This window comes from Marinobacter guineae (genome assembly GCF_002744735.1).
GTDB lineage: Bacteria > Pseudomonadota > Gammaproteobacteria > Pseudomonadales > Oleiphilaceae > Marinobacter > Marinobacter guineae.
Genome location: NZ_KZ319339.1, coordinates 598,918 through 625,806 on the forward strand (window position 1 = coordinate 598,918; position 26,889 = coordinate 625,806).

Below are 26,889 nucleotides of genomic sequence, written 5' to 3' on the forward strand. Positions count from 1 at the left end.
TTTCTCCCGAAAAGCGGTTCAAGTGTCGAGGGCGCAACGGATAGCGCCAACACCGGGATAAAACGCGTGAGCGCCAAGATCCTGCTCAATGCGCAGCAGACGGTTGTATTTGGCGACCCGGTCTGATCGGCAGAGAGAACCGGTTTTGATCTGGCCTGATCGCGTTGCCACAGCCAAGTCCGATATAAAGGTGTCTTCGGTTTCGCCGCTGCGATGGGAAATTACAGTGGTATACCCGGCATCCTGGGCCACACCGATGGCGTCCAGGGTTTCGGTCAAGGTTCCGATCTGGTTGAACTTGATCAGCACTGAGTTGGCAATACCCTTGCAGATGCCCTCGGTGATGATCGCGGTATTGGTCACGAAAAGGTCATCGCCTACCAGCTGAACACGTTCACCGAGTTTTTCGGTCAATAGTTTCCAGCCGTCCCAGTCGCTTTCATCCATGCCATCTTCGATTGAGGCGATCGGGTATTGCATGGCCAGGTCGAGGAGGTAGTCGGAAAACTCTTCGGAGGTGAACTGTTTGCCAGCTCCCTTCAGGTTATAACGACCATCTTCATAGAACTCGGAAGCGGCGCAATCGAGGGCGAGGACAACATCGGATCCGGGCCGGTAACCCGCCTTTTCAACAGCTGCCAGAATAAGGTCGAGGGCTTCCTCGCTGGACCGCAGATTGGGAGCAAAGCCGCCCTCATCACCCACCGCCGTGGACAAGCCATTTTTCCGGAGCAGAGACTTGAGGGCATGGAAGGTTTCCACACCCATGCGTAGCGCCTCGCTGTAACTGGGCGCCCCGACGGGCTGGATCATGAATTCCTGGATATCAACATTATTATCTGCGTGGGCGCCGCCATTGATGATGTTCATCATGGGCACAGGCAGTATGCTGGGGCCGCTGCAACCGTATAACTCGGCAAGGTACCGGTACAGAGGCTGCTGGCGGTAATTGGCACCGGCGTTAGCCGTGGCCAGCGAAACGGCGAGAATGGCATTGGCGCCAAACTCTGCCTTGTTGGGAGTACCATCCATCTCGCACATGAGCCGGTCCATGACCAGCTGGTCAAACACCACGCGCCCCTCAAGTGCCGGCGCAATACGTTCGTTAACAGACCGGACCGCCTGAAGGACTCCCTTGCCGTTATAGCGGTTGTTGTCACCATCGCGCTTTTCCAGCGCTTCCCGGGTTCCCGTGGACGCCCCGGAAGGCACCCGGCCCTGCCCGACTACGCCATTACGGAGTTCAATGTCCACTTCCACTGTGGGGAATCCCCGGGAATCCAGAATTTCCCGGGCCGTGACTGTTTTTATGTGTTCCATAGCGTATTTCCTGTTACATCATTGTTGTTTGCGAATTATAATTTTTGTTACCGAACATAAATCACATCTTAATATTCGCAAACGAACATCATCAAGCAAAAATAACCGGCCAATCAGACAAATTTGTTATATGGAAACGAAAGTTAGCCGGTAATAGATTTGATCAGTGGACCCAAAAGCGCGCCATCAGTGATTCAATGTTACTCACCGAATCCTCCAGCCGGTCACAGGTAGTGACCAGTTCGCCAATACTTTCAAGACTTTCGACCGCAGAGGCACTGATATCATTGACCTGCCGCGCTACCACTTGACTGACATTCTCCTGCTCATTCATTCCGTGGCGGATGTGCTCCGCGCCCAGATGGATCCGCCCCATTGCCGAGCCAATCCTGCCAGCCCCTTCAGAGACGTTCGCCATCAAGTCGCGCACCGACCGGAGCTGGTCGAAACTGGAGTCCATTGAACTTACCGATTCCGACGCTTCCCTTTGAAGGTCCTCGACGAGATTTCGGATCGTATCGGTGCTCTCGGTTGTCTTTCGGGCCAGGCCACGAACTTCATCGGCAACCACTGCAAAGCCGCGACCGGCATCACCGGCCCGGGCCGATTCGATGGCGGCGTTCAGGGCCAGCAAGTTGGTCTGGTTGGCAATATCGTCGATAGCCTCGGTTATTCTGCCAATGTCGAAGGAAGCCTGCTCAAGCTGGCGGAGTTTCCCGGCTGTCTGTTCCGCCTGACTCTCCAGGCCCGCCACACAGTCCATGCCGCGCGCTGCCGCAGTCAGGTTGTCCTCCACCTGGCGGTTAACCTCGCCAACCAGGTTATGGGTATCCCGAACGGAGCCGGCTACCTCCCTTGCCGATGCCTCCATCTGGGTCATTGCTGCGGCAATAGCGCGGAGCTCGTCTGACTGGTTCCGTATCCGTTCGTTGAAGTCCCTGGCAAACCTGGCGTTACCCGATGCGATCACCGATATGTCCGAGCCCGCCTGCTGCAAACTTCCCAGCACTGTTGCCATGGCCTCGGACAATCGGTTCACGGAACTCTTCAGGTCGATAAACTCGCCACGGGCCGGGAATTCAAGGGCCCGTGAATAATCGCCGTCAGCCATGGCAGCAAGGTGTTGCTGGGTTGCCTGAAGCGGTCTGCTGATCATCCGTCCGAGCCTGATGGAGGTTACCAGAGCAACCAGAACCACCACTGGCAGCAGCCAGTAAACCAGCTTTTCCGAATTCACGGCGGTTGCATCCAGTGCGAATACTGAAGCGCTCGCCCGGTCAGCCACGGTTCTCCCGGCTTCATCCAGTCCCGATGCCATTGCCGTTAGAGTCCTGTCGACCTTCCTGGCCGCCTGTTCAAGCTCAAGCCGGCTCTGGCGATAGCCAGAATACTGGCTGATGATCCCGACTTCATCATTCACCGCCGAAAGAAACGTCCGCACAAACGGCGGCAGCCCTTCCAGGCGCGGCACCTCGTCCACCAGGGCCGATATATCCTGCTCAAAGGTCTGGGTATTGAAACGGAGATTCTCGACGATGGCACTCAGTTTACGCGCGTCTTCCGTGCTGACCATCTGCATGATCAACAGCTCGATGTTGGCCAGGTTCTCCATCACCGTGGTGAACAGGTCGCGGATGTAAATATCTCGTCCCGCCGGTTCTGTCCCTTCCCTGACCAGAGTTCTTTTTATTTCCCCGTTATTGGCAAGGAACTCGCTCAGTCCCGCATTCACGGCCTCCGACACAGACAGCACCCGACCCTTGAGGGCGACGAAGGTCTCAGCCGAGCGCCGGAGTTCATCCAGTTGTGCGCGTGCGGAGACATTGATCGACTGCAGTGCCGGAAACATGGCCATACTGTTGGACGTAGTCAGTGCATCAATACTCCTACGCAGCTCGTTGAGGCTGCTGGAAAGTTTTGTTGATCGGTCATCCAGCGCCGGCTGGTCGTCAGCAGAAACGACTTCCACTGCATACTTTGCAGTTTCCGAGCGATGGGCTTCCATTTCCTGAATCAATCCGCTGAGCGGAAACACATCCGATGTCAGTTTGTCCGTTGTTCCTGAGAGCGACGACATGATGCTGATATTGAATGCTCCCCAGCAGACAATAATCACGCAAAGCAGGCCAAAGCCCGCGTACAAACGATGGATTACGGAGATTCTGTTCATTGGACACACCCTTCCCGCCACCGTTATGAAAAGGCGGGCAAAACGCTAGAAAAAGGGCCGGCAGGGTTGGCCCCGGGAGGGGCTACCTTGGAATGCTTGAAAGGGGGGAACTATAAGCAACCGGCCAAAACCCACCGTGACAACGGTGCTCTGCCTGCCGCAACGAAAGGGTCCTGTTGCGGCAGGCATTGCTCTTGCAGAAATCAGCTCGCCTTAGCGAGCCTCTTCCCAGGTTTTCAGCAGCTCATCGTAGGCAACGGTTTTGCCCTGCGGCTTTTCGTTAGCCAGCTTCGGCTTGGGTGCGCCGGGCTGGTCCAGCCAGTATTGTGGGTCACGCGGCTCGTTAAGCTTCGGACCACAGTTCGGTTGAACATTGGCACGCTCAAGGCGCTCCATGACCCGATCCTGGGCCTGAGCCAAGCCGTCGAGGGCTTCCTGCGGAGTGGCTTCACCACTGGCTGCCTGGGCAATGTACTGCCACCAAAGCTGGGCCAGCTTCGGATAGTCTGGCACGTTGGTACCGGTCGGGGACCACTGCACGCGGGCCGGGCTGCGATAGAACTCCACCAGACCACCGAGCTTCGGAGCCATTTCAGTCATCGCCTCAGACTCGATGTCGGACTCGCGAATCGGAGTCAGGCCGGCAATGGTTTTCTCCAGAGATACGGTCTTGGCTACGGTGAACTGGGCGTACAGCCAAGCTGCAAGGCGACGTTTCTCAGGCGTGGAGTCCAGGAAAGTCCAGGAACCAACGTCCTGATAACCCAGCTTCATGCCCTCTTCCCAGTAGGGACCACGGGGAGACGGTGCCATGCGCCACTTGGGCGTGCCATCTTCATTCACAACCGGCAATCCATCCTTGATCATGCTCGCGGTAAAGGCGGTATACCAGAAGATCTGCTGGGCAACATTACCCTGCGCAGGAACCGGACCGGCCTCGGAAAAGGTCATACCCTGGGCTTCGGGAGGCGCATACTCACGCAGCCAATCCACGTATTTCTCGGTGGCATACACGGCAGCGGGACCATTGGTTGCACCACCACGGCTGACGCTGGAGCCGACCGGGTGACACTCCTCAACCCGAATCCCCCATTCGTCTACCGGCAGGCCGTTAGGCAAGCCTTTGTCGCCAGCACCCGCCATGGAGAACCAGGCATCGGTGAAACGCCAGCCCAAAGACGGATCTTTCTTGCCGTAGTCCATGTGACCATAGACGCGCTCACCGTCAATTTCCTTCACGTGAACCGAGAAAAACTCGGCAATATCCTCGTAGGCTGACCAGTTCACCGGAACACCCAGATCGTACCCGTAGATTTCTTTGAACTGCTTCTGCAGGTCTTCACGTTCAAACCAGTCGGCCCGGAACCAGTAGAGGTTGGCAAACTGCTGCGTGGGCAGCTGGTAAAGCTTGCCATCCGGCCCGGTCGTAAAGTCGAGGCCGATGAAGTCGTCGAGATCCAGTGTGGGCAGTGTCAGATCTTTACCGGCACCATTCATGATGTCCTCAACCGCGACCACCTTGCCATAGCGGAAATGGGTGCCGATCAGATCCGAATCGTTCACGTAGCCGTCGTAGATGTTACGTCCGGACTGCATCTGAGTCTGGAGCTTCTCGATAACATCGCCTTCCTGAATCAGCGTGTGGGTCAGATTGATCCCGGTGATTTCGGAAAACGCCTTGGCCAGAACATTGGACTCATACTCATGAGTCGCTATGGTTTCAGAAACCACGTTGATGTCCATGCCACGGAACTGCTCAGCGGCTTTGGTGAACCACTCCATTTCCTTGAGCTGTTCTTCCTTGCTCAGAGTAGAGTTCTTGAACGCTTCATTAACCCACTTCTCAGCTGCTTCACTATACTGATCGGCACTGACATGCAGGCTCAAACCCATGCTGGCGACACCAACGGCGGCGCTGAGCAACAGGGTTCTCGGATATTTATTGTTGTTGAACATATCCAACCTCGTTCGTCTTGTTATGAATGGAACGAAACAGCCGGGTTTCGTTTCCGCATTTATAGCGCTCTGGTCGCTATTCTTTTCACCGGAACCGCCTATGATCGATTCCGATCATTGAAATAAAAATAGTTCGTTTGCGAAATCATTACAAGTATTTTTAGCGGATTTATAGATCCGGATGTTCGAAAAACCAACATAACGAACATCCGATTCCAGATTCATCCCCAGCGCAACAACACCAGTAGCCAGGCCACCGAGACCGCCAGCGCCACCCAGAGGGTGATATCGCTGACCGCCAGGAAGGCCAGATGTATATACGCAGCCGATAGCAATCCGATAAACAACCGGTCACCGCGGGTGGTGGCTATCGGCAGAAACCCCTTCCTCTCGGTACACGGGGAGACAATTTCGAAAACCGTCATTACCGCCAGAATTCCCGCAATCACTGCAAAGAAGATGGCGACGGTCGGCGTCCAGTTCATCCAGGCAATCATAAAACGTCTCCTTACACGCGTCCGAGGGCGAAGCCTTTGGCAACATGGTTGCGAACAAACCAGATCACCAGCAGGCCGGGAATGATGGTGAGCGAACCGGCGGCGGCCAGAACACCCCAGTCGATACCGCTCGCCCCGATCGTTCGGGTCATGATCGCCCCGATCGGCTGGGCATCCACGGACGTGAGCGTCCGGGCCAGCAGCAGTTCCACCCAGGAGAACATGAAGGCAAAGAAGGCCGTCACCCCGATCCCGGACCGAATCATCGGCAGGAACACCTTCACGAAAAACTTCGGAAAGCTGTAACCATCAATATAGGCCATCTCGTCATATTCCCGGGGTACACCGGACATGAACCCTTCCAGAATCCAGACAGCCAGGGGCACGTTGAACAGGCAGTGAGCCAGTGCCACCGCAATGTGGGTGTCGAACAGACCGATGGATGAATAAAGCTGGAAGAAAGGCAGCAGGAAGACCGCCGGCGGCGCCATCCGGTTGCTCAGCAGCCAGAAGAACAGGTGCTTGTCACCCAGGAACTTGTAGCGGCTGAACGCATAGGCGGCAGGCAAGGCCACAAGCAACGTGATGACCACGTTGATGGACACGTAGATCATCGAGTTGATGTACCCGCTGTACCAGCTGGGATCCGTAAAGATCACGGCATAGTTATCCAGGGTGAAGTTCTGGGGCCAAAGGGTCAGTCCCCCTAGAATTTCCTGGTTGGTCTTGAACGACATGTTCAGCAACCAGTAGATCGGAGTCAGGAGCAGCAGAATAAACAGCGTAATCCCGACGTTTTTCGAACGTGTCTGTCTCATCACACTCTCCTTATTTTTCTTTGTCGGCGTGCGTAATGGCGGTAAAGAAGAGCCACGAAATAAGCAATACAATCAGGAAGTAGATCAGCGAGAACGCAGCCGCGCGCCCCAGATCAAACTGACCGATTGCCATGGTCGTCAGGGTCTGGCTCAGGAAGGTGGTGGAGCTGCCAGGGCCGCCACCGGTGAGCACGAACGGCTCAATGTAGATCATGAAGCTGTCCATAAACCGCAGCAGCACCGCGATGATCAGAACACTCTTGAGCCTCGGGAGCTGTATATACCGGAACACTGCCCACTTCGAGGCGCGGTCAATTTCCGCCGCCTGGTAGAAAGCTTCCGGAATTGCCCGCAACCCTGAGTAGCAGAGCAAGGCCACCAGCGGCGTCCAGTGCCAGACGTCCATCAGCAGAACCGTCAGCCACGCATCGAGGGTGTCGCCGGTATAGTTGTAATCAATCCCCAGCTGATTGATGCCCCAGCCGAACAGACCGATATCGCCCCGGGCGAAGATCTGCCAGATGGTGCCAACCACGTTCCAGGGAATCAGTAGCGGAATAGCCAGAAGAATCAGACAGAGCGAGCCCTTGATGCCGGATTTGGGCATCATCAGGGCGACCCCGATCCCGAGAGGGATCTGGATCAAGAGGACCGCGCCAGAAAATATGAACTGACGAATCAGGGAATCCTGCAGGCGCTCGTTGCTCAGCACCTCCTTGAACCATTCCGTGCCCACGTAGAACGCCTGGCCCGGTCCGAAAATATCCTGAACCGAGTAATTCACCACGGTCATCAGAGGAATCAGCGCCGAGAAGGCAACGAGCAGAAATACCGGCAGCACCAGCCACCAGGCTTTGTTGTTTTGTACCTTTTGCATCACTGTTGCTCCTGTACCAGGAATTCATCCACATACAGCTTCAGCCATTGCTTCGGGAACGAAAGATGAACCCGGCTGCCGATCGATGCGGCGAAGTCCTCGCTCTGCCGGACTTTCATTTTCTCGTGATCAAGCTGAACGGTAACAATCTTGTAGGTGCCCAGATCCTCGACATCCAGGACCTCCGCCTCGAAGGTGTCGTCTGAAGCCACTGAGGACACTTCCACAAACTCAGGCCGAATTCCGATCTTGATGTTGGTGGATCTCGTCCGCTTCAGGACATCAACCTGCCAGGGCTGAAGCGCCACAACCGTGCTTCCGAAGCACACGCCCCGTGGGCACCGCTGAACCTCGATGAGATTCATGCCGGGGCTACCGATGAAGAACCCCACGAATGTGTGATTGGGCTGCTCAAACAGCTCGGTTGGGGTACCGAACTGGACAATCTGGCCGCCGTACATCACGGCAATCTTGTCGGCAAAGGTGGAGGCTTCAAGCTGGTCGTGGGTGACATACACCATGGTGATGTCGAACTGTTCATGAATCTGCTTGAGCTTGCGGCGCAACTTCCACTTGAGTTGGGGATCGATCACCGTCAGTGGCTCGTCGAACAGAATCGCCGAAACGTCCTCCCGCACGAGGCCACGCCCCATGGAGACCTTCTGCTTCTCATCCGCGGTCAGATTCTTCGCCTTCTTGTAGAGCTTGTCCTCGATTTCCAGGACTTCAGCGATCTCATGAACTCGGGCCTTGATCTTGGAGGCGGGCACCTTGTTGTTCTTGAGGGGAAACGCCAGGTTGTCGTAGACGGTCATGGAGTCGTAAATGACCGGAAACTGGAAAACCTGGGCAATGTTTCTGTCTCGTGGGGACAGCTCGTTAACACGCTTGCCGTCGAACAGGACATCCCCCTCGGAAGGCTGAACCAGGCCGGAAATAATGTTCAGCATGGTGCTTTTCCCGCAACCGGACGGCCCCAGCAGTGCGTACGCTCCACCCTTGTGCCAGACGTGGTCGAGCTGACGGATCGCGTAATCATCCGGCCCTTCCGGCCTGTCACTGTAACTGTGGGCAAGTGATTTCAATTGAATTTCGGCCATCAGACAGACCCTCCTGAAACCTGGGACGGTGTGTGCACCAGTTGCTCGTTATTGTCGAAGACGAACAGTTTGTTGATCGGCAGGTACACCTTGATGGGCGAACCTGTGTGGTACTGATGCACACCCATCAACTGCAACACCATTTCGAAGTGACTGTTCTCCACATGCATGAAGGTTTCGGAACCACTGATCTCGCTGAGCTCCACCTCCATGGACATTTCCAGATCATCATCGCTGGTAGGAACCAGGCCAATATGGCTGGGACGAATCCCGAACCAGTAATCGCCGGGTTTCAGCTTCGCCAGTTCCTGCGTGAGCGCATGGTGGGAGTACTCGTCGAAGGTCACCTCGGTTTCAGAAACCCGGCCTCGAATCATGTTCATCGGGGGCTCACTGAACAACTGTGCAGCAAGCGTGTTCACCGGGGCACGATAGACCTCCATCACTGGCCCGGTCTGTACCACCTGGCCCTCGTGCAGCAATGTGGTTGTGCCACCGAGCGCAAGGGCTTCATTGGCCTCCGTGGTGGCGTACACCGCAATGCACTGGCGCTCGCGGAACAGTTCCCGCAGTTCCGCCCGAAGCTCTTCTCGCAGCTTGTAATCGAGGTTAACCAGGGGCTCGTCGAATAGCACCAGGGTGGCATCCTTCACCAGGGCCCGGGCCATGGCGGTTCGCTGCTGCTGGCCACCCGACAGTTCCAGTGGGTAGCGCTTGAGCAATGGATCAATCCGAAGCATGGACGCCGTTTCCTTTACCCGGCGATCAATCTCGGACTCCGCCATCTTCGCCAGCCGCAGCGGCGAGGCGATATTTTCGTAGACGGTCAGATTGGGGTAATTGATGAACTGCTGATAGATCATCGATATGTTGCGGCTCTGCACGCTCTGCCCTGTGACGTCCTCACCGTTGTAGATCAGACGGCCGTTATCGGGCTTGTCCAGCCCGGCCATCAGTCGCATCAGCGAGGTCTTTCCGGCCAGTGTCCGGCCAAGCAGAACGTTAAAGGAACCTGCCTCAAAGGTGAGGTTGGCATCCCGGATAAAGTCGACACCGTCGACTTCACGGGAGAGATTCTCCAGTGTTAAGGACATAGGCTTTCCTTTTTGTTCTTGTGGAAACGCACTCCGGGCCGGTTTCCACCGACCACGAAAATTCGATTTCGAATCTCCTTACGCAAAGGCTATACCAGCTTACGCGTCTTCATAGGTGATTTTACCTACACCATTGTTTTTGCGGTCTTTTTATTTATTCTTGGATTTCATATTCGAAAACATCAATGTTCGTTTAGCAATACTTTGTTCAAATTGAACATTGACGTGAACAGCATTTGCACAGATGATTGAGCAACACCTGTGACACATTTGCCTGGGTTAGCTGCTCGAACGTCGACCAGAACAACAAACGAACGCCTGAGTGACGCCAGATGAGAAAAAACGAATATTCGGATTACCGAAGCGTTATTGCCGATTCGTGGAACCGTTGCATTGCCTGGGGCCTTGATCACGATCACGAGCCGGCACCGCTGATGCCGGAATCGGCCCGGCTGGAGGAAATAAACCGCCAGTACAGCGAGCTGCTCTCGGTAACCGAGGCCGAAGTGCTGCCCTACTACCGGAACGTACTTTCCAACAGCCGCTGCCTCATTCTGCTCTCCGATCAGCATGCGACGGTACTGAACAGCTGGGGCGATGAACGCATCACCGAGACCCGACTGAAGCCCTGGTTCCAGGCCGGCGCAAACTGGCAGGAGCAGAATTGCGGCACTAACGCCATCGGAACGTCGATTGCTGTCGGTGCGCCGGTGCAGATTCAGCGAAACGAACATTTTCTGAAAACAAACCGAAGCATCATTGGCTCCGCAGCACCTATTTTCGATGCCCACAGACAGATTGCCGGCGTTCTCAGTGTGTTCAGCGACGCGTACCTGCCACAGGCGCATACCCTGGGCATGGTTCGACTGCTTTCCCAGTCTGTGGAAAACCGCCTCATCAACCGTCAGTTTGGCCCGGATCATTTCCAGATCACTCTGAATACCACGGCGGACAACTTCGACAGCCCCTGGTCGGGCATCCTGATGTGCGATGATTCCGGCCGGGTCATTGCGAGCAACCAGCGGGCGGACCAGTTGCTGGGAATAAATACCGTTGAGGCCCGTCTGGATGAGCTATTTACCGGCCACCGAAACCGCATTCTGGGGCACCCTGAAACCGAAACCCTGCAGCTGACCACCCGGAGCAAGGTAAGACTGAGCGCCCGGATCAAACGCCCGACAAGGCTTGGCGAAAACGCAGCACAGACAGAGCCTGCGCGGCTGCCAGACGAGGTCAGGCAAGCCGATGGGTTTCTGGGCATCGACAACCTCGAGTATGGCGACTCAGCCGTCAAGCGGTGCGCCACACAGAGTCACAAGGTACTTCAGCGGGGTGTACCGGTGCTTATCACCGGCGAGACAGGGGTCGGCAAGGAAGTGCTGGTCAAGGCACTTCATCGGGCATCCCACCGCAAGGATCAGCCGCTGGTAGCGGTTAACTGCGCAGCCATTCCACCGGAACTGGTTGAATCAGAGTTGTTCGGTTATGAACCGGGCGCGTTTACCGGCGCCAGGGCGCAGGGCTCCCTGGGGTTCATTCGAAAGGCCCACAAGGGCATTCTGTTTCTTGATGAAATTGGCGAAATGCCCCTGTCGGCGCAGTCCCGGCTGCTTAGAGTGCTGCAGGAACGGGTCGTTACCCCGGTGGGCTCCACTGACAGTCTTCCTGTCGATATTCTGCTGGTTACCGCGACCAACCGGCCTCTGAGCTCACGTATCGACAACGGCCATTTCCGGGCGGACCTCTATTACCGCATCAACGGCCTTTGCGTGGAACTCCCTTCGCTTCGGAACCGGGCCGACAGGTTGCCCCTGATACAGACCCTCTATTCGCAGCATCGGGATCCCGGACAGTCAGAGTATCTGTCTCCCAAAGTTCTTTCCGCCCTGGAGAACCACCCGTGGCCAGGCAACATCCGGCAGCTGGTGAATGTGCTGCGGGTAGCAATCGCGATTGCAGACGGGGAGGACGTACAGGTCTGGCACTTGCCGGAAGACTTTCTCGCGGAATTCGAGACCACGGCCGGTGAGGAGTCCGAAACAGCTATGCAGGAGCCAGGTATCGCCGGCCTTGAGGTGGAACCAGAAGATACACTTGCCAGAACGCTCAAGGTCTATCGAAAATGCACGGGCAACGTATCTCATGCAGCGAGAGAACTCGCCATTAGCCGCAACACCCTGTACAAGCGCCTGCGGGAATTGGGAGTTCGCTGATATTCGCTGCCGGGAGAGTCAGGGCTTCAAAGCTTTTGCACCGCCTGGATCCAACCATCGTAGAGCTTGTCCCGATCCTCTTTGGTCATGACCGGCTCGAAATTCCGGTCGCATCGCCATAATTCCGCGAGTTCCTCGAGGGATTTGTACACACCTGCTTCAAGGCCCGCCAGGTAAGCGGCGCCCAGGGCCGTGGTTTCCACAATCGACGGGCGATCTACCCGCGCACCGAGTATGTCCGCCAGGAACTGGAGGACCCAGTTATTTGCCACCATGCCACCGTCAACCCGAAGGTTGACCGGACGAATGCCGTCTTTTTCCATGGCCTTCTGCAGATCCTTGGTCTGGTAGCAAACGGATTGCAGGCCCGCCGTAACAATTTCCTTGATGCCGGTATCCCGGGTCAGACCGAATATGGCACCTCTCGCATTGGGATCCCAATAGGGCGCCCCAAGCCCGGTAAATGCCGGCACCAGGTATACACCGTGATCGACTGGCGTTCCCTCCGCCAGAGGCTCGGTTTCACAGGCATCCCGGATAAGCTGAAGGCCGTCCCGCAGCCACTGAATGGTAGCGCCGGCGATAAAGATACTGCCCTCAAGGGCATAGGTAGGCTTGCCATTCACTCGATAGGCCACCGTCGTAAGCAACCGGTGCTCCGATTGCAAAGCCTTGTCGCCGGTATTGAGCATCAGGAAGCAGCCGGTGCCGTAAGTGCTCTTTGCCATGCCGATGCCAAAGCAGGTCTGGCCAAACAGGGCAGCCTGCTGATCGCCAGCAACGCCAAGTACCGAAGTACCGTTGAGCGCCCCACCGTGGGTAATCTGTCCGAACTGATCGGCAGAATCCATCACCTCCGGTAACAGCGATTCGGGAATGCCGAAAAGCTCCAGAAGCTCCGGATCCCATTTCTGGGAATGAATGTTGAAAAGCAGTGTACGGCTGGCATTGGTGGCGTCGGTACGATGCTCGCGGCCACCGGTCAGGCGCCACAACAGAAAGCTGTCGACCGTTCCAAAAACCAGCTCACCCCGCTCTGCGCGCTCGCGGACACCGGCGACATTTTCCAGTATCCAGCGGATCTTGGTGGCGGAGAAATAGGGATCAATCAGGAGGCCGGTCTTGCTGTTGACCCAGGATTCAAGCCCTTCACTTTTCAGCGACTCACAGTAGGAGGCGGTTCGCCGGTCCTGCCAGACGATTGCGTTGTACACGGGCTCTCCGGTTTCACGATCCCAAACCACCGTGGTCTCGCGCTGGTTGGTAATCCCCACCGCAACCACTTCACCGCGATCACCACACTCTTCGGCCATCACGGCGTCGCAGGTCTGCTGAACCGATGACCAGATGTCCTCCGGATTGTGCTCAACCCAGCCACTGGCCGGGAAATGCTGCGGGAATTCCTGCTGTCGGGTGGCGTGGATGTTGCCCTGCAGGTCAAAGAGTATGGCTCGGGAACTGGTAGTTCCCTGATCGATAGAAAGGATATATTGGCTCATAATATTTTCGACCTCGCTTTCTTGTTTTTTCGTATTTTTACTTTTTTGAACATCAATGCCAAGTGGTTTTCACGGAAAACGCACATATTGCGTGTCGACCCCTTTAAAAAAGCTGCATAACCCGCTGAAAACCACTAAACTTTGATAATGTTTTCGGACGCACAGTATTTCGCACGAGAAGAATGACAGAGCGGAGGAGTTTTTAATGGCACAGCGTCGCCGACAGGATCTGATTATGGAGCTGATCCAGCAGAACGGTTTTGTCACAACCGAGCAGCTGGTGGACCAGTTCAAGGTAACGCCCCAGACCATCCGCCGGGACCTGAACGAACTCGCGCAACAAAAAAAGCTCCGCCGGCACCATGGTGGAGCAGGCATCGACTCCAGCACGGTCAATACTGCTTACCAGGCCCGAAAAATCATGGACCTTGAGGCCAAGGAACGAATTGCAGAAGCGCTGGTGGAGCTGATCCCGGATAACTCCTCCATGTTCATCAATATCGGCACCACCACCGAGACCATTGCCAAGGCCCTGCTGGAGAAGAACAACCTTCAGATCGTCACCAACAACCTCCATGTCGCGTCGATTCTTTCTGCCAAGGAAGACTTCCACGTGATCATTGCCGGTGGTGAAGTTCGCAACCGGGATGGCGGGATTGTCGGTGAGGCCACCCGTGACTTCATCAACCAGTTCAAGATGGACTTCGGCATCATCGGCATCAGCGGCATCCACAACGATGGCTCCCTGCTGGACTTCGATTACCGCGAAGTCCGGGTTGCCCAGGCGATCATTGCCAATTCCAACCAGGTTCTGCTGGCAGCGGACCATTCCAAGTTCGGGCGCAATGCCATGGTCCGTCTTGGCAGCATTTCCCAGGCTGACCATGTGTTTACCGACCAGCAGCCACCCGTGGAAATCCGCCAACTGCTGACCGAACACAACGTTCAACTCCACATCGTCTGACCGCTTTTCGCTTGCCCTTCTATCCGAAAACGTGAACGCATCCGCTTTTTCGTTTTTTTTCTATTTTTTCCTTTACGAATATGTTTGCCTTTCGCATAATAGCGATATACCGCATATCGAACACGAAAAGTGCGCACCACAACAAAGCGTCTTTTCCATTGGCGTCAGGAGATGACCAACAATGACTATGGAGCACGATCAGTTTGACGTTATTGTCGTTGGCGGCGGAGTCAACGGCACGGGCATTGCCATGGATGCGGCGGGACGGGGACTGAAAGTTCTACTTTGCGAAATGAATGACCTGGCCTCAGCCACCTCATCAAGCAGCAGCAAGCTGATACATGGCGGGCTGCGGTACCTGGAACATTATGAATTTCGCTTGGTCCGGGAAGCCCTGGCCGAGCGCGAGTCCCTGCTTCGCAACTCACCACACATCATGTGGCCCATGCGTTTCCGGCTGCCTCACCGCCCTCACCTGCGGCCAGCCTGGATGATTCGCACCGGCCTGTTTCTCTATGACCATCTGGCAAAACGGGAAATCCTTCCGGGCTCCCGCTCGATCAAATTTGATGAGAAGGATCCTCTGAAGCCCGATATCACTAAAGGCTTTGAATACTCTGACGGCTGGGTAGACGATGCCCGTCTCGTGGTGCTGACCGCAAAGAAAGCACAGCAGTTTGGCGCACAGATACTGACCCGCACCAAATGCGTCAAGGCAGAACAGGGCTCAAAGGCATGGACGGTCACTCTTCGTGACATGACCAACGAAACCGAAAAAACGGTATCGGCGAAGGCTATTGTGAATGCCTCTGGCCCCTGGGTAAGCAAACTGTTCGGCGAGACTCTTTCCATGCCGGCTCCCAAGATGATTCGCATGGTGAAAGGCAGTCATATTGTGGTACCGCGCATGAACAAGGGCACCGAGGCCTATATCCTTCAGAACGAGGACGAGCGGATCGTTTTCGTCATTCCCTACGAGGACGAATTTTCACTGGTGGGCACCACCGACGTGGATTACGAAGGTGACCCGAAAAAAGCAAAGATTTCGCCCGAGGAAACCGACTACCTGCTGAACATCGTGAATTCTCACTTCAAGCGACAACTGGAGCCTTCGGATGTTGTCTGGTCCTACTCCGGTGTCCGCCCCCTGATGGACGATGAGCAGGAGAATGCCCAGAAAGCGTCACGGGACTACTCCTTCGAGGTCAATAGTGAAAAAGGTAAGGCGCCGCTGATTTCGGTATTCGGAGGCAAGATCACCACCTATCGCAAGCTGGCCGAAGCCGCCACAGACAAGCTTTGCCAGTTCTTTCCGGAGGCCGGCGGTCGCTGGACCAAAACTGGTGTTTTACCGGGCGGAGACTTTGCCAATCATGAGGCACTGGAAGAAACCCTCAGACGTGATTTTCCCTGGCTCTCCGAGAAGGTGATCAGTCGTTACGTTCGTACCTACGGCACAACCAGCTACGACATTCTCCGGGACTGCCACTCCATGGACGATCTGGGCATACATTTCGCCGGGACGCTGTATCAGCGGGAAGTTGAGCACCTGATAAAGAACGAATGGGCCATGACGTCAGAGGATATTCTCTGGCGTAGGACCAAACAGGGGCTATACGCCAGTGACTCGGATGTCGAAGCCCTGGAACGTTTTCTGATGAAAACGGTCACTACCGATAACCGCAAGACTGCTCTCCACCACAGCGCCTGAAACTCTCTCAGGCATTTTTGCTCCGGCCGGATTCTATCCGCCCGGAGCTTTTTTACGTCGGAGTACACGGACAGGGGGAGGGCTTTCCCAAAACACGCTGTAAATACGTCCCTGTAAGCTCGGCTCCGCCATCCCTGGCTCCGCACGGTTTTGGGAAAGCCCTCCCCCTGCCCTCGAAAACTTTGTGCATAAACTCCAACAAAAAAGGTTGAGGAATGACCCTCAACCTTTTCATTGCATCCCCTATGGTTGGAGGAGCAGTCATCTGGCATCAATCAGAACGTCAGCTGCGAACCAAAGATGATCGCATCATATTCGCCCTGCCCGTCACCCGTACCCAGAGTGGTGTATTCCGCCATCAGGGTCAGGTGGTCGGTTGCCGCATAGCGAGCGAACAGCATGGTCAGATCGGTGTCGTTGCTGTCACCAGCGACGATATCGTCCTCGCCTTCACCATAGCTGACACCCAGTGTGGTCCGGTTGATCTGGTAGGTGGTCTCAACATACCACTGGCTGGCGTCTTCCTCGTTCGGGTCCAGGCGGGCGGCGAAAACGCCGTTGCCGGTACCCTGGGTCATGCCGTAGTTACCGCGAACACTCAGACCACCCAGTGAGACGGAGCCCCCGAAATCGATACCGGACATGGTGTAGTCATCAAAGGTGCCGGTTTTGGAGTCCACGTCCTGGGTGAAGCCGCTGGACCAGAGGGAGAAATTGTCACCCGAATAGACCACGTTCGCTTCGATGCGGGGCATGGTGTACTCGGCATCTGTAACGCCATCCACTTTCGACGGGCTGAACAGGCCAACTTTGAACTGCAGGCCGCCCAGGCTGTTGGAGGTGTACATCACGCGGGGTGTGAAGTTGGCGTAGAAGTAGCCGTTACCGATGCGCCCGGCGGTGGCTGCCACCTGGTCCGGCCCGCCGATCAGGCCGACACCCAGCGCGCTGCCGTTATCACCAATGGCAGGAACCCCATAGATACCGAACCCCTTACCAATGTTGACCTGGCCAAAATCACCGGCCACGGCAATCTCGGAAACCCGGCTACGAAACTCGGCGTTTGCATCGCCCGGTGCAATGTTGGCGTTCATCTGGAAGTGACCAGAGACTTCCAGGCCATTCTGGGTCGGTGCGTAGATGTTGGTTTGCAGTGTTGCCGGATTGAAGCCGGTCGTGATGGTGAATGAATCCTCATCGGTTGGTTGGTCATAGTTTCCGAACACCGCAAAGATCGGAATATGCCCGTTAAAACCGGCTTTCCACCCATTATCAGACTCAAAAGAAACTTCCGCCAGGGCTGGCGAAGAAACGCCTGCCGCCAGTAAGACCGCGGCTGCCAGAGGAGCCTTTCGGAACGAGTGGTTGTTGGACGAAGTTGGAACATTGTTATTTTCGATCATGTTAGCTTCCTGTTTTTGTTAGCGCTGAACGATCGTCAGCCACCCCAAAAGTCTTGCGAAGGACATAGCCATGGGTGGCCAACTGCGTTAACGAACTGCCCGCTTTTCGTTTTAAGACACAACAGTTCGAAACAGAACAAATCTAACGCCGAAAATCGAAAATGAAAAGTTTATGATCGAAAAAATTTTCGTTTAGACGACCTTCAGAAAGGCAAGAATACTATAAGAATCACTTAAATCGATGTTTAATAACACTTTATTCCATTAAACAGCTGATCAATAATTTTTCGTTGACGAACCTTATCTCTAACCATAAGATCGTTAATTGTACGAAAAGCAACAAAAAAAAGAGACGATCATGAAAACATTTCTGCTGTTTATCGGCTTGATGCTAGTGATTAGCCGCCCGGCAATAGCCGGTCCCCTCTTCGACGCGCTGTCCGATGAAAAGCGATCGCTCATCCGCGCGCTGATCCAGGACCACTTTCCGGATTCGACCCTGTCGGAGGATGAACAGGCCGAAGAGCTGGCCTGGTTCGCCCGCGCAGCCATGGAGCTCAAGGGAACCGAGATCTCGGTCCTGTCAGAACAACTGCCGACCCATGACTATGAGGCTCGGGTTTTAGCGCCTGCGTTTTCGAAGCTCACCAAGATTCCGGTAACCCACGACAGAAAACCGGAAGGCGAGGTCATCCGCCAGATAAACCTGCAGCGGATCATGGCTGCCAAAGGCCGTTATGACGCATTCGTCAATGACTCCGACATGATCGGTACCCATTCTCGCAGCGGCTGGGCTCTGGCACTGAGCGATTATATGGAGGGGGCGGGCAAGGCATTTACGCTGCCGACCCTGGCACTGGAAGATTTCATTGGCCTGGAGTTCGTCACCGGTCCGGATGGCAAGATCTACCAGCTACCCGACCAGCAGTTTGCCAACCTGTACTGGTTCCGTTACGACTGGTTCCAGCGGCCGGAATTGAGGGCCCAATTCAGGGAACGTTACGGCTACGAGCTTGGCGTGCCCGTTAACTGGTCCGCATACGAAGACATTGCGGAATTTTTCACGGTACACGTACGGGAGATCGATGGAGAACGGGTATACGGGCACATGGACTACGGCAAACGGGACCCCTCCCTGGGATGGCGCTTCACCGATGCCTGGTTTTCCATGGCAGGCGCAGGTGACCGTGGCATCCCCAACGGACTACCGGTCGATGAGTGGGGCATTCGTATGGAGGGCTGCCATCCTGTTGGCTCGTCTGTCAGTCGTGGCGGCGCTACCAACAGCCCGGCGGCGGTCTACGCATTGGAAAAATACATTGACTGGCTGCAGCGCTTCGCTCCTCCGGAAGCTGCGGACATGACGTTCTCTGAAGCCGGGCCCGTGCCGGCGAAGGGACAGATTGCACAGCAGATTTTCTGGTACACCGCCTTTACATCCGATATGACAAAAGAGGGTTTACCCGTCGTCAACGAAGACGGCACGCCCAAATGGCGCATGGCGCCCTCCCCACGGGGCGCCTACTGGCAGAGGGGTATGAAACTGGGATACCAGGACGTTGGCGCCTGGACTATCCCGCGCGCGATGGGGGCTGAACAGCAGAAAGCAGCGTGGCTATACGCCCAGTTCACCGTCTCACGCACGGTGTCACTCCAGAAGACCCTGTACGGCCTGACACCCATCCGGCTTTCAGACCTGGAATCGCCGCAGATGCAGCAAAAAGCGCCGGCACTGGGAGGCTTGGTCGAGTTCTACCGCAGTCCAGCGAGGACAGCCTGGTCACCCACTGGAGTGAACGTGCCAGACTACCCCAGGCTGGCCAAGCTCTGGTGGCCAAACATCGCCGATGCGGTAACCGGTAAAGTCAGCCCGCAGCAGGCGCTCAATAACCTGGCTGCGGCACAGGACAGAACCCTTTCGGTCATTGAGCGTAATTTCCTGGCCGGTGATTGCGGCCCGAGAATGGCAGATGAACAGCAGCTAAAGGGCGGTGAGTGGTGGCTGGCCCAACCCGGTGCGCCCAAGCCTCGCCTGAGTAATGAGAAACCCCAGGGCAAAACCATCCGTTACGAGGACCTGCTCAGGCAGTGGGACATCGCGGGCAACTGAATAACCTCCCGGCCTCAATCGGGCTCAAGGAGCCTGGCAACTCGACGCTGCAGCGCTGGCACCACTTCGCTTTCGAACCAGGGATTGCGGCGCAGCCAGAGGTTATTTCTGGGGCTCGGATGTGGCATAGGCAGAACGTCCGGCCAATACTCCTGCCAATGCTGCACATTGGCCGTGACGGATTTACGACAATCGGCCAGGTGCCAGGCGTGGGCATATTGGCCGATAACCAGAGTCAACCCGATATGCTGAAGACGATCCAGCAACAAGTTGCGCCAGGCTGGCGCGCACTCCGGCCGCGGCGGAAGATCTCCGGACTTGCCGGTACCCGGATAGCAAAACCCCATGGGCAGGATGGCGAGCTTCTGCTCATCATAGAAGGTATCCCGGGTTATCCCCATCCATTGTCGAAGCCGGTCGCCGCTGGGGTCGTTGAAGGGCAGCCCGGTTTCGTGCACTCGCCTGCCCGGAGCCTGCCCGACCACCAGAATTCTGGCGCTTTCGGATATCTGTATGACCGGCCTTGGCCCACGGGGCAGAACGTCGGCGCAAATCGTACAGGCCCGCACGCGTCGAACCAGGTCGTCGAAGGGAAGCCGGGAAAGATCCTCAGTCATGAGTGTTCCGTCTTCAGGGTGATTGCATAAACAGGGATTTCCCGTAACGATAGAGGCACAATCACGACACAACAAGTCTCGAAGGACACATCATGAATGCCAAAGCAGGCTCTCTCCCGCTGCCGGAAATCGATATCGAAGAGTTCCGGAAAGTCGTTCGCACGCGCCGTTCCATCAGGCGCTTCACCGATGAGCCTATTCCCGAGACGGTGCTTGACGATTGCCTGGAGCTGGCCACCCTGGCCCCCAATTCCAGCAATCTTCAGCCCTGGGAATTTTTCGTTGTCCGCACTCCGGAGCTGAAGGCAAAGCTTGCCCACGCCTGCCTTGGCCAGAATGCAGCGAAAACCGCCGCCGCGCTGATCGTGGTGGTTGCCCGACCCGATACCTGGCGAGCTCATGCACGGCAAGCCCTGGAGGACTGGCCGGAAGAAAAGCTGCCGCCTATCGTTGAAAAGTACTACCGCAAAGTCGCCCCCATTCATTACAACCAGGGCCCCTTCGGTATTCTGGGGTTAGCAAAGAAAGCGGCGGGCCTTGCCGTGGGAATCACCAGGCCTGTGCCCCGAGGCCCCTACTCCACCTGCGAGATGAAAATCTGGGCCACCAAATCCACAGCCCTGGCGGCCCAGAACCTGATGCTTGCGCTCAGGGCCCATGGCTATGATTCCTGCCCCATGGAGGGTTTTGACGAGTGTCGTGTTAAGAAGCTGCTCAACCTGCCCGGGAAAGGACTGGTGACCATGGTGCTGGCAGCCGGCCGCCGGGCGGAGAACGGCGTGTATAATCGCCAGTACCGTTTTGATCAAAGCCAGCTGGTACACTTCCTTTGATCTGGCCCGGGCAATCCGGAATCAAACCTCCCGATTGCCCAGCGCTTCCGCGGCTCCCAGCAACCCAGTGTAGGGTTCCGTCACCACGTAAACCGGCGTGAATTCAAGCAGCGGCCGCATCCTGCCCTTGTCCTCGAAGCCGTTACGGAAGGGACTTTCCAGGAAGAACTCGAGGAAGCGCGGCAAGATGCCACCACACAGGTAGACTCCACCGGTACTCCCCAGGGTAAGGACGCCGTTCCCGGCAACCCGGCCCAGAATCTCACAGAAATGACGCAGGGTATGGCGAGCCAGGCTATCGGCATTCTCAACAGCGGCTGCGGTGATTTTCTCCGGCGCATCCAGCCGCGCGGCCACACCCTGTATTTCCGCGTGGGCCTGATACAGATTAAGCAGGCCCTGACCACACAGTATCCGCTCTACCGAAACCCGCCCAAACCGGGCCTTCAGGATCCGCAGAACCGCCATTTCGGTATCGTCCGTGGGTGCGAAATCCACATGCCCGCCTTCGGTCATCAGCGGAACCCAGCCGTGCTCGATGGGCACCAGGCCGGAGACACCAAGCCCGGTACCCGGGCCCATCACCAGCCTGGGACGACGGCGATCACCAGGACCACCGCAGACATGAACCAGCTGATCCTCAGCAACGTGAGGAACCCCCAGCGCCATGGCCGTGAAGTCATTGATCACCTTGAAGGCTGACCAGCCAAACTGCCGCCGGACTTCTTCGGTATCAAAACACCAGTGGTTATTGGTCATTTGCACCCGGGTTCCGCGCACCGGCGAGGCAACTGCCAGGCAGGCTTCGCCGACTCCGGCAACCCCGACCCGGCCCAGATAGTCCCGAACCGCGTCATCAAGATTGTTGTAATCACCGCAGGGCAGGATTTCGATAGCTCGGGGCTGGACGCTACCCTGCTCTACCAGGGCAAAGCGAGCATTGGTGCCGCCAATATCACCCACCAGCGAGTAGTGTGTTGCTGTCATGCCTCGTGATTCCAGAAGAAACTGGCTCCTTCCTCGGGATTGCCGGCGGCGCGACGCATCCAGCCAAACAGTTCCCGACCATAACCGTGATGATACCCCGTCAGGTCTGCTATTTCAGATTCGCGACTGGCAAAGTCCTGGTCATCGACCCGGATGGACAGAACCCCTTTCTCGGCATCCAGGCAGACCACATCGCCGGTTTTCACTTTCGCCAACGGCCCGCCGGCAAGAGCTTCGGGATACACGTGAATTGCAGCCGGCACCTTGCCCGAGGCGCCGGACATCCGGCCGTCAGTCACCAGGCCTACCTTGAACCCACGGTCCTGCAACACCCCGAGATAAGGCGTGAGCTTGTGCAGCTCCGGCATGCCGTTACTCTTCGGCCCCTGGAAACGAACAATCACGATGCAGTCCCTGTCCAGGTCGCCGGCCTCGAACGCCGCCTTGAGCTCGTTCTGATCGTTGAAGACCACCGCCGGCGCTTCCACCTTACGGTGTTCCGGGGCAACGGCGGATACCTTGATCACGCCACGCCCGAGGTTGCCATCGAGCACCCTCAAGCCACCATCTTGCGCAAAAGGCTCCGCCACCGTACTGAGCACATCCGGGCGCAGGCTTTTTTCTGGTGCCGGCTTCCAGACCAGTTTGTCTCCCTCCAGCTCCGGCATTTCGGTATAGCGCTCCAGGCCATGGCCAACAACGGTATTCACGTCGTTGTGGAGGTACCCGCCACTGAGCAGCTCTTTAATCAGGAATGGTGTACCACCTGCTTCATGGAACGCATTCACATCTTCCTGACCGTTGGGATAGATCCGGGTCATGGACGGAACCACCGAGGAGAGCTCGGCATAATCGTTCCAGTCGATGGTGATGCCCGCCGCCCGGGCAATCGCGATCCAGTGGATGGTGTGGTTGGTGGAGCCACCGGTCACCAGAAGCGCCACCAGGGCGTTGACGATGCTCTTCTCATCCACCATGTCGCCCAGACCAAGATCGCCGCCCTGGGGCTTCGATAACCGGATGACCTGTTCAGTTGCAGCCCGGGTCAGTTGATCACGCAGCGGCGTGTTTGGATTCACAAAGGCCGCTCCCGGCAAGTGCAGCCCCATCACCTCTACCAGCAACTGGTTGCTGTTGGCCGTGCCATAAAACGTACAGGTGCCCGGACTGTGATAGGACTTGCTTTCAGCTTCAAGGAGCTCGTCTTTGCCAACCTTGCCTTCGGCATAGAGCTGGCGGATTCTCTGCTTTTCCTTGTTGGGCAGGCCTGAGGGCATCGGGCCCGCCGGAACCAGGATGGTGGGCAGGTAACCAAAGCTGAGCGAGCCGATCAAAAGGCCGGGAACGATCTTGTCACAGATTCCCAGCAGCATGGTCGCATCAAACATATTGTGGCTCAGAGCCACGGCGGTGCTCATGGCAATGGTATCCCGGGAAAACAGGCTCAGCTCCATACCCGGCTGGCCCTGGGTAACACCGTCACACATCGCCGGTGTGCCGCCAGCAACCTGAGCCACCGACCCCATGCCCCGGGCCGCTTCCCGGATCAGATCCGGGAACTTTTCATAGGGTTGGTGGGCCGAAAGCATATCGTTGTAGGCCGTCACCATGGCCACATTGGCCTTGTTCATAAGCTTCAGGGTGTCTTTGTCACCCTGGTCACAGGCCGCGAAGCCGTGGGCCAGGTTGCCACACGACAGAGAGCTGCGGTGCGGGGATTGGGCTTTCAGTGCATTCATCCGGCTGAGATAGTCCTGCCGGCTGGCACGACTGCGCTCGATAATTCGCTGTGTCACCTTGTCTACGGTCGGGTGCATGGTGGGCTCCATTGCGTCATTTATTAGAGTGTCCGTTTTAGACGTAATTTTACGTCCTTTTTTTGGCATTTCCACCTTTGTATCGTTCATTTATTCTTTCTTTGTTGTTATATTTACTACATTACAGAGATTGATCGAACAAAAAACAACCAATAAGGAGCCGAAAGATGACTATCCGTATCGCAATTAACGGGTTTGGCCGTATCGGTCGCAATGTCTTGCGGGCATTGTACGAAAATAACTACCGCAAGCAGATCCAGGTTGTCGCCATCAACGATCTCGGCGACGCCGAAACAAACGCCCATCTCTTAAAGTATGACAGCGTTCATGGCCGATTTGACGGCGTTGTCAGCCACGATGCGGAATCCCTCACTGTCAACGGTGATCGTATCGGCATTACGGCGATCCGCAACCCGGAAGAACTTCCCTGGAAAGACTTTCATGTTGACGTGGTATTCGAATGCACCGGTTTGTTCACCAAAAGGGAAAAAGCTGCAGCACACCTGACTGCTGGCGCTCGCAAGGTCATCATATCGGCACCAAGCCCGGATGCAGACGCCATGGTAGTCTATGGCGTTAACCATGATGTTCTGACGGCCGAACACGACATCATTTCCAATGCCTCCTGCACCACAAACTGCCTGGCTCCGGTTGTTGAAGCACTGCACAAAGCCGTGGGTATCGAAAGTGGCCTGATGACTACCATCCACTCCTACACCAACGATCAGAAGCTGAGCGACGTTTACCATTCCGACCTTTACCGGGCGCGCTCGGCGACCCAGTCAATGATTCCGACCAAGACCGGCGCCGCGGCAGCAATTGGCAAGGTTATTCCGGAGCTTGACGGAAAACTGGACGGCCTGGCTGTCCGCGTTCCCACGATCAACGTGTCGCTGGTGGATTTCGGCTTTATCGCCGGCCGGGACACCACCGTGGAAGAAGTAAACGAAGCGGTGAAAGCCGCCGCCGAAAAAAGCCCGGTTCTGGGCTACAACGTAGAGAAACTGGTGAGTGTCGATTTCAACCACAATCCACTCTCGAGCATTTTCGACGCCAACCATACCCGGGTCCTGGGTCGTCATGTAAAAGTCATGGCCTGGTACGACAATGAATGGGGGTTCTCGAATCGCATGCTGGATAACGCCATCGCTCTAATGAACGTCAGCCAGTAAAACTGGCCGGTTTGAGTTAATCCGCTACTCTATTCGGGAACATTTTGAAGAACCAAAGGACACCAACCATGCTCAGGCGTACCAAGATCGTCGCCACCCTCGGCCCCGCAACCGACTCACCGGAATCGCTTGCAGCGATCATTGCTGCCGGCGTAGATGTCACTCGGCTGAACTTTTCCCATGGCAGTGCGGAGGAGCACATCGGGCGCGCCCGCCGCGTTCGTGAAACGGCTGCCGCCCAAGGGCGGTTTGTCGCTCTTCTGGCCGACCTGCAGGGCCCGAAACTCCGTATCGCACGCTTTACGGAAAACAAGGTTACGCTGAAAGCCGGTCAGACCTTTATCCTTGATGCAGCCATGGACAAGGAAGCCGGTACCGAGGAGAAAGTCGGGATCGATTACGAGCAGCTGATCCAGGATGTGGAGCCAGGTGACATTCTGGTTCTTGATGACGGTCGTATCGAAATGGAAGTACAGTCGGTAAGTGATCACAGTATCACCTCGACTGTTTTGATCGGCGGCCCCCTTTCCAATAACAAGGGCCTGAACAAGCGTGGCGGTGGACTTTCTGCCGAGGCACTTACCGAGAAAGACAAACAGGATATCGTCACCGCAGCCAAGCTCGGTGCCGATTACGTCGCGGTCTCCTTCGTCAGAACTGCAGAGGACATGCACGTTGCCCGTCGCCTGCTCAGGGACGCCGGTTCAGAAGCCGGCCTTGTTGCCAAGATTGAACGTGCAGAGCTTGCCGACGACATGGACGCACTGGATGCTGTGATTGAGGCGTCGGATGCGGTGATGGTTGCCCGGGGTGACCTGGCGGTTGAAATCGGCGATGCCCAACTGGTTGGCGTTCAGAAACACATTATTTCCCGGGCCCGGGTGCTCAACCGCGCGGTGATCACCGCAACCCAGATGATGGAGTCCATGATCACCAGCCCGATGCCCACGCGTGCCGAGGTATCGGATGTAGCCAACGCGGTGATGGACTACACCGACGCGGTCATGCTGTCGGCAGAAACCGCTGTGGGTGATTACCCGAAAGAGGCGGTGGAAGCCATGGTGCGCATCTGTCTGGGCGCCGAAAAGCACCCGTCCATGCACCAGTCAAAGCACCGTATTCATGAGAGTATGGCGGAGGTTGACGAGGCCATCGCTCTCTCTGCCATGTACGCTGCCAACCACCTGGAAGGCGTCTCTGCGATTATCTGCATGACCGAAACCGGTGCAACGCCAAGGCTGATGTCCCGCATCAAGTCCAGCTTGCCTATTTTTGCGTTCTCGCGGCATCATTCTACCCAGCATAGAGTTGTGTTGTTCCGCGGGGTGCAGACGATTCCGTTTGATTCGGCGAGAGTACCGAATGAGCGTACCAATGCTTTGGCGGTGTCTGAGTTGATCAGCCGTGAGGCAGTGAAGGATGGGGACCTGGTGGTGATCACCAAGGGTGATTATGTGAATGCCCAGGGCGGAACCAACACCATGAAGATTGTTCGTGTTGGTTCTGATATTCGCTGATTGTTTGTTTTTTACACCAGCCCGCTGTCGATTGACGCATGACCTTGTAGCCTTCAGGTTCGTGCGGGTCGGCAGTGGGGTTACCGTTTCCCAAAACCGCTACAAGCACATCCCTGTGCGCTTGACTCCGGCCATCCATGGCCTCCGACATTTTGGGAAACGGTAACCCCACTCCCTCCATCAGCCCTTTCAGAAATACCTCTTGGTGAACGCT

Annotated in this window: 20 protein-coding genes; 7 read left to right on the plus strand and 13 right to left on the minus strand. The window is 56.3% G+C overall.

What is annotated here, in order from left to right:
- Nucleotides 1–18 precede the first annotated feature (18 nt).
- The 8 genes from eno to CLH62_RS02770 all read right to left on the minus strand — a co-directional run bounded on the left by eno (nt 19) and on the right by CLH62_RS02770 (nt 9,832).
- Complete coding sequence (gene eno, locus CLH62_RS02735) at nt 19–1,320, minus strand: phosphopyruvate hydratase (protein ID WP_099616608.1); 1,302 nt, start codon at nt 1,318–1,320, stop codon at nt 19–21.
- 163 nt (nt 1,321–1,483) lie between these two features.
- Nucleotides 1,484–3,490, minus strand: a complete 2,007-nt coding sequence (locus CLH62_RS02740; RefSeq protein ID WP_099616609.1) for a methyl-accepting chemotaxis protein — start codon at nt 3,488–3,490, stop codon at nt 1,484–1,486.
- A gap of 213 nt (nt 3,491–3,703) precedes the next feature.
- Entirely contained in the window at nt 3,704–5,446 is a 1,743-nt protein-coding gene (locus tag CLH62_RS02745; protein WP_099616610.1) for an ABC transporter substrate-binding protein, read from the minus strand.
- 221 nt (nt 5,447–5,667) lie between these two features.
- A complete protein-coding gene (locus tag CLH62_RS02750; protein WP_099616611.1) occupies nt 5,668–5,943 on the minus strand; it encodes a DUF2160 domain-containing protein in 276 nt (91 codons plus the stop codon).
- An 11-nt stretch (nt 5,944–5,954) separates the two neighbouring features.
- Nucleotides 5,955–6,761: a carbohydrate ABC transporter permease gene (locus CLH62_RS02755; protein ID WP_099616612.1), complete on the minus strand. Its 807-nt coding sequence runs from the start codon at nt 6,759–6,761 to the stop codon at nt 5,955–5,957.
- Nucleotides 6,762–6,771: 10 nt separating this feature from the next.
- Nucleotides 6,772–7,638: a carbohydrate ABC transporter permease gene (locus CLH62_RS02760; RefSeq protein ID WP_064228936.1), complete on the minus strand. Its 867-nt coding sequence runs from the start codon at nt 7,636–7,638 to the stop codon at nt 6,772–6,774.
- Entirely contained in the window at nt 7,638–8,738 is a 1,101-nt protein-coding gene (locus CLH62_RS02765; RefSeq protein ID WP_099616613.1) for an ABC transporter ATP-binding protein, read from the minus strand. The genes CLH62_RS02760 and CLH62_RS02765 overlap by 1 nt, the downstream gene beginning before the upstream one ends.
- Complete coding sequence (locus tag CLH62_RS02770; RefSeq protein ID WP_099616614.1) at nt 8,738–9,832, minus strand: ABC transporter ATP-binding protein; 1,095 nt, start codon at nt 9,830–9,832, stop codon at nt 8,738–8,740. Before CLH62_RS02770 ends, CLH62_RS02765 begins: the two co-directional genes overlap by 1 nt.
- A 332-nt stretch (nt 9,833–10,164) precedes the next feature.
- Between CLH62_RS02770 and CLH62_RS02775 the strand changes: the two genes are divergently transcribed.
- Nucleotides 10,165–12,045: a sigma-54-dependent Fis family transcriptional regulator gene (locus CLH62_RS02775; protein ID WP_099616615.1), complete on the plus strand. Its 1,881-nt coding sequence runs from the start codon at nt 10,165–10,167 to the stop codon at nt 12,043–12,045.
- Nucleotides 12,046–12,071: 26 nt separating this feature from the next.
- Here CLH62_RS02775 and glpK read toward each other — a convergent pair whose 3' ends face one another.
- Nucleotides 12,072–13,544: a glycerol kinase GlpK gene (gene glpK, locus CLH62_RS02780; RefSeq protein ID WP_099616616.1), complete on the minus strand. Its 1,473-nt coding sequence runs from the start codon at nt 13,542–13,544 to the stop codon at nt 12,072–12,074.
- Between the two features lie 205 nt (nt 13,545–13,749).
- Between glpK and CLH62_RS02785 the strand changes: the two genes are divergently transcribed.
- Together CLH62_RS02785 and glpD are read left to right on the plus strand one after the other, a co-directional pair.
- The gene (locus CLH62_RS02785) at nt 13,750–14,508 is read left to right on the plus strand and encodes a DeoR/GlpR family transcriptional regulator (protein WP_099616617.1); all 759 of its coding nucleotides are present in this window, start codon (nt 13,750–13,752) and stop codon (nt 14,506–14,508) included.
- 181 nt (nt 14,509–14,689) lie between these two features.
- Nucleotides 14,690–16,219: a glycerol-3-phosphate dehydrogenase gene (glpD, locus tag CLH62_RS02790; protein ID WP_099616618.1), complete on the plus strand. Its 1,530-nt coding sequence runs from the start codon at nt 14,690–14,692 to the stop codon at nt 16,217–16,219.
- Nucleotides 16,220–16,494: 275 nt separating this feature from the next.
- Here glpD and CLH62_RS02795 read toward each other — a convergent pair whose 3' ends face one another.
- Nucleotides 16,495–17,622 (minus strand): porin family protein, encoded by a 1,128-nt coding sequence (locus CLH62_RS02795; RefSeq protein WP_099616619.1) that lies wholly within the window; start codon nt 17,620–17,622, stop codon nt 16,495–16,497.
- 358 nt (nt 17,623–17,980) lie between these two features.
- On the opposite strand from CLH62_RS02795, the gene CLH62_RS02800 reads away from it, so the two are divergent.
- A complete protein-coding gene (locus CLH62_RS02800; protein WP_228152757.1) occupies nt 17,981–19,732 on the plus strand; it encodes an ABC transporter substrate-binding protein in 1,752 nt (583 codons plus the stop codon).
- A 14-nt stretch (nt 19,733–19,746) separates the two neighbouring features.
- Here CLH62_RS02800 and CLH62_RS02805 read toward each other — a convergent pair whose 3' ends face one another.
- Nucleotides 19,747–20,349 (minus strand): uracil-DNA glycosylase family protein, encoded by a 603-nt coding sequence (locus CLH62_RS02805; RefSeq protein ID WP_099616621.1) that lies wholly within the window; start codon nt 20,347–20,349, stop codon nt 19,747–19,749.
- Nucleotides 20,350–20,441: 92 nt separating this feature from the next.
- Here CLH62_RS02805 and CLH62_RS02810 point away from each other — a divergent pair, with 92 nt between their 5' ends.
- Complete coding sequence (locus tag CLH62_RS02810) at nt 20,442–21,182, plus strand: nitroreductase family protein (protein WP_099616622.1); 741 nt, start codon at nt 20,442–20,444, stop codon at nt 21,180–21,182.
- A gap of 21 nt (nt 21,183–21,203) precedes the next feature.
- Here CLH62_RS02810 and CLH62_RS02815 read toward each other — a convergent pair whose 3' ends face one another.
- Together CLH62_RS02815 and edd are read right to left on the minus strand one after the other, a co-directional pair.
- Nucleotides 21,204–22,169, minus strand: coding sequence for a glucokinase (locus CLH62_RS02815; RefSeq protein ID WP_099616623.1), 966 nt, complete (start codon nt 22,167–22,169; stop codon nt 21,204–21,206).
- Nucleotides 22,166–23,986, minus strand: coding sequence for a phosphogluconate dehydratase (edd, locus tag CLH62_RS02820; RefSeq protein ID WP_099616624.1), 1,821 nt, complete (start codon nt 23,984–23,986; stop codon nt 22,166–22,168). The genes CLH62_RS02815 and edd overlap by 4 nt, the downstream gene beginning before the upstream one ends.
- A 167-nt stretch (nt 23,987–24,153) precedes the next feature.
- Here edd and gap point away from each other — a divergent pair, with 167 nt between their 5' ends.
- Both gap and pyk read left to right on the plus strand, forming a co-directional pair.
- Nucleotides 24,154–25,158 (plus strand): type I glyceraldehyde-3-phosphate dehydrogenase, encoded by a 1,005-nt coding sequence (gap, locus tag CLH62_RS02825; RefSeq protein WP_099616625.1) that lies wholly within the window; start codon nt 24,154–24,156, stop codon nt 25,156–25,158.
- Nucleotides 25,159–25,226: 68 nt separating this feature from the next.
- Nucleotides 25,227–26,675 carry a pyruvate kinase gene (gene pyk / locus CLH62_RS02830; protein WP_099616626.1) on the plus strand — a complete coding sequence of 483 codons (1,449 nt, stop codon included), beginning with the start codon at nt 25,227–25,229 and terminating at the stop codon, nt 26,673–26,675.
- Nucleotides 26,676–26,889 lie beyond the last annotated feature (214 nt).

Bases quoted from the DNA above. Each gene is read 5' to 3' on its own strand.
- eno (WP_099616608.1), bottom strand. From the start codon at position 1,320: ATGGAACACATAAAAACAGTCACGGCCCGGGAAATTCTGGATTCCCGG.
- CLH62_RS02740 (WP_099616609.1), bottom strand. From the start codon at position 3,490: ATGAACAGAATCTCCGTAATCCATCGTTTGTACGCGGGCTTTGGCCTG.
- CLH62_RS02745 (WP_099616610.1), bottom strand. From the start codon at position 5,446: ATGTTCAACAACAATAAATATCCGAGAACCCTGTTGCTCAGCGCCGCC.
- CLH62_RS02750 (WP_099616611.1), bottom strand. From the start codon at position 5,943: ATGATTGCCTGGATGAACTGGACGCCGACCGTCGCCATCTTCTTTGCA.
- CLH62_RS02755 (WP_099616612.1), bottom strand. From the start codon at position 6,761: ATGAGACAGACACGTTCGAAAAACGTCGGGATTACGCTGTTTATTCTG.
- CLH62_RS02760 (WP_064228936.1), bottom strand. From the start codon at position 7,638: ATGCAAAAGGTACAAAACAACAAAGCCTGGTGGCTGGTGCTGCCGGTA.
- CLH62_RS02765 (WP_099616613.1), bottom strand. From the start codon at position 8,738: ATGGCCGAAATTCAATTGAAATCACTTGCCCACAGTTACAGTGACAGG.
- CLH62_RS02770 (WP_099616614.1), bottom strand. From the start codon at position 9,832: ATGTCCTTAACACTGGAGAATCTCTCCCGTGAAGTCGACGGTGTCGAC.
- CLH62_RS02775 (WP_099616615.1), top strand. From the start codon at position 10,165: ATGAGAAAAAACGAATATTCGGATTACCGAAGCGTTATTGCCGATTCG.
- glpK (WP_099616616.1), bottom strand. From the start codon at position 13,544: ATGAGCCAATATATCCTTTCTATCGATCAGGGAACTACCAGTTCCCGA.
- CLH62_RS02785 (WP_099616617.1), top strand. From the start codon at position 13,750: ATGGCACAGCGTCGCCGACAGGATCTGATTATGGAGCTGATCCAGCAG.
- glpD (WP_099616618.1), top strand. From the start codon at position 14,690: ATGACTATGGAGCACGATCAGTTTGACGTTATTGTCGTTGGCGGCGGA.
- CLH62_RS02795 (WP_099616619.1), bottom strand. From the start codon at position 17,622: ATGATCGAAAATAACAATGTTCCAACTTCGTCCAACAACCACTCGTTC.
- CLH62_RS02800 (WP_228152757.1), top strand. From the start codon at position 17,981: ATGAAAACATTTCTGCTGTTTATCGGCTTGATGCTAGTGATTAGCCGC.
- CLH62_RS02805 (WP_099616621.1), bottom strand. From the start codon at position 20,349: ATGACTGAGGATCTTTCCCGGCTTCCCTTCGACGACCTGGTTCGACGC.
- CLH62_RS02810 (WP_099616622.1), top strand. From the start codon at position 20,442: ATGAATGCCAAAGCAGGCTCTCTCCCGCTGCCGGAAATCGATATCGAA.
- CLH62_RS02815 (WP_099616623.1), bottom strand. From the start codon at position 22,169: ATGACAGCAACACACTACTCGCTGGTGGGTGATATTGGCGGCACCAAT.
- edd (WP_099616624.1), bottom strand. From the start codon at position 23,986: ATGCACCCGACCGTAGACAAGGTGACACAGCGAATTATCGAGCGCAGT.
- gap (WP_099616625.1), top strand. From the start codon at position 24,154: ATGACTATCCGTATCGCAATTAACGGGTTTGGCCGTATCGGTCGCAAT.
- pyk (WP_099616626.1), top strand. From the start codon at position 25,227: ATGCTCAGGCGTACCAAGATCGTCGCCACCCTCGGCCCCGCAACCGAC.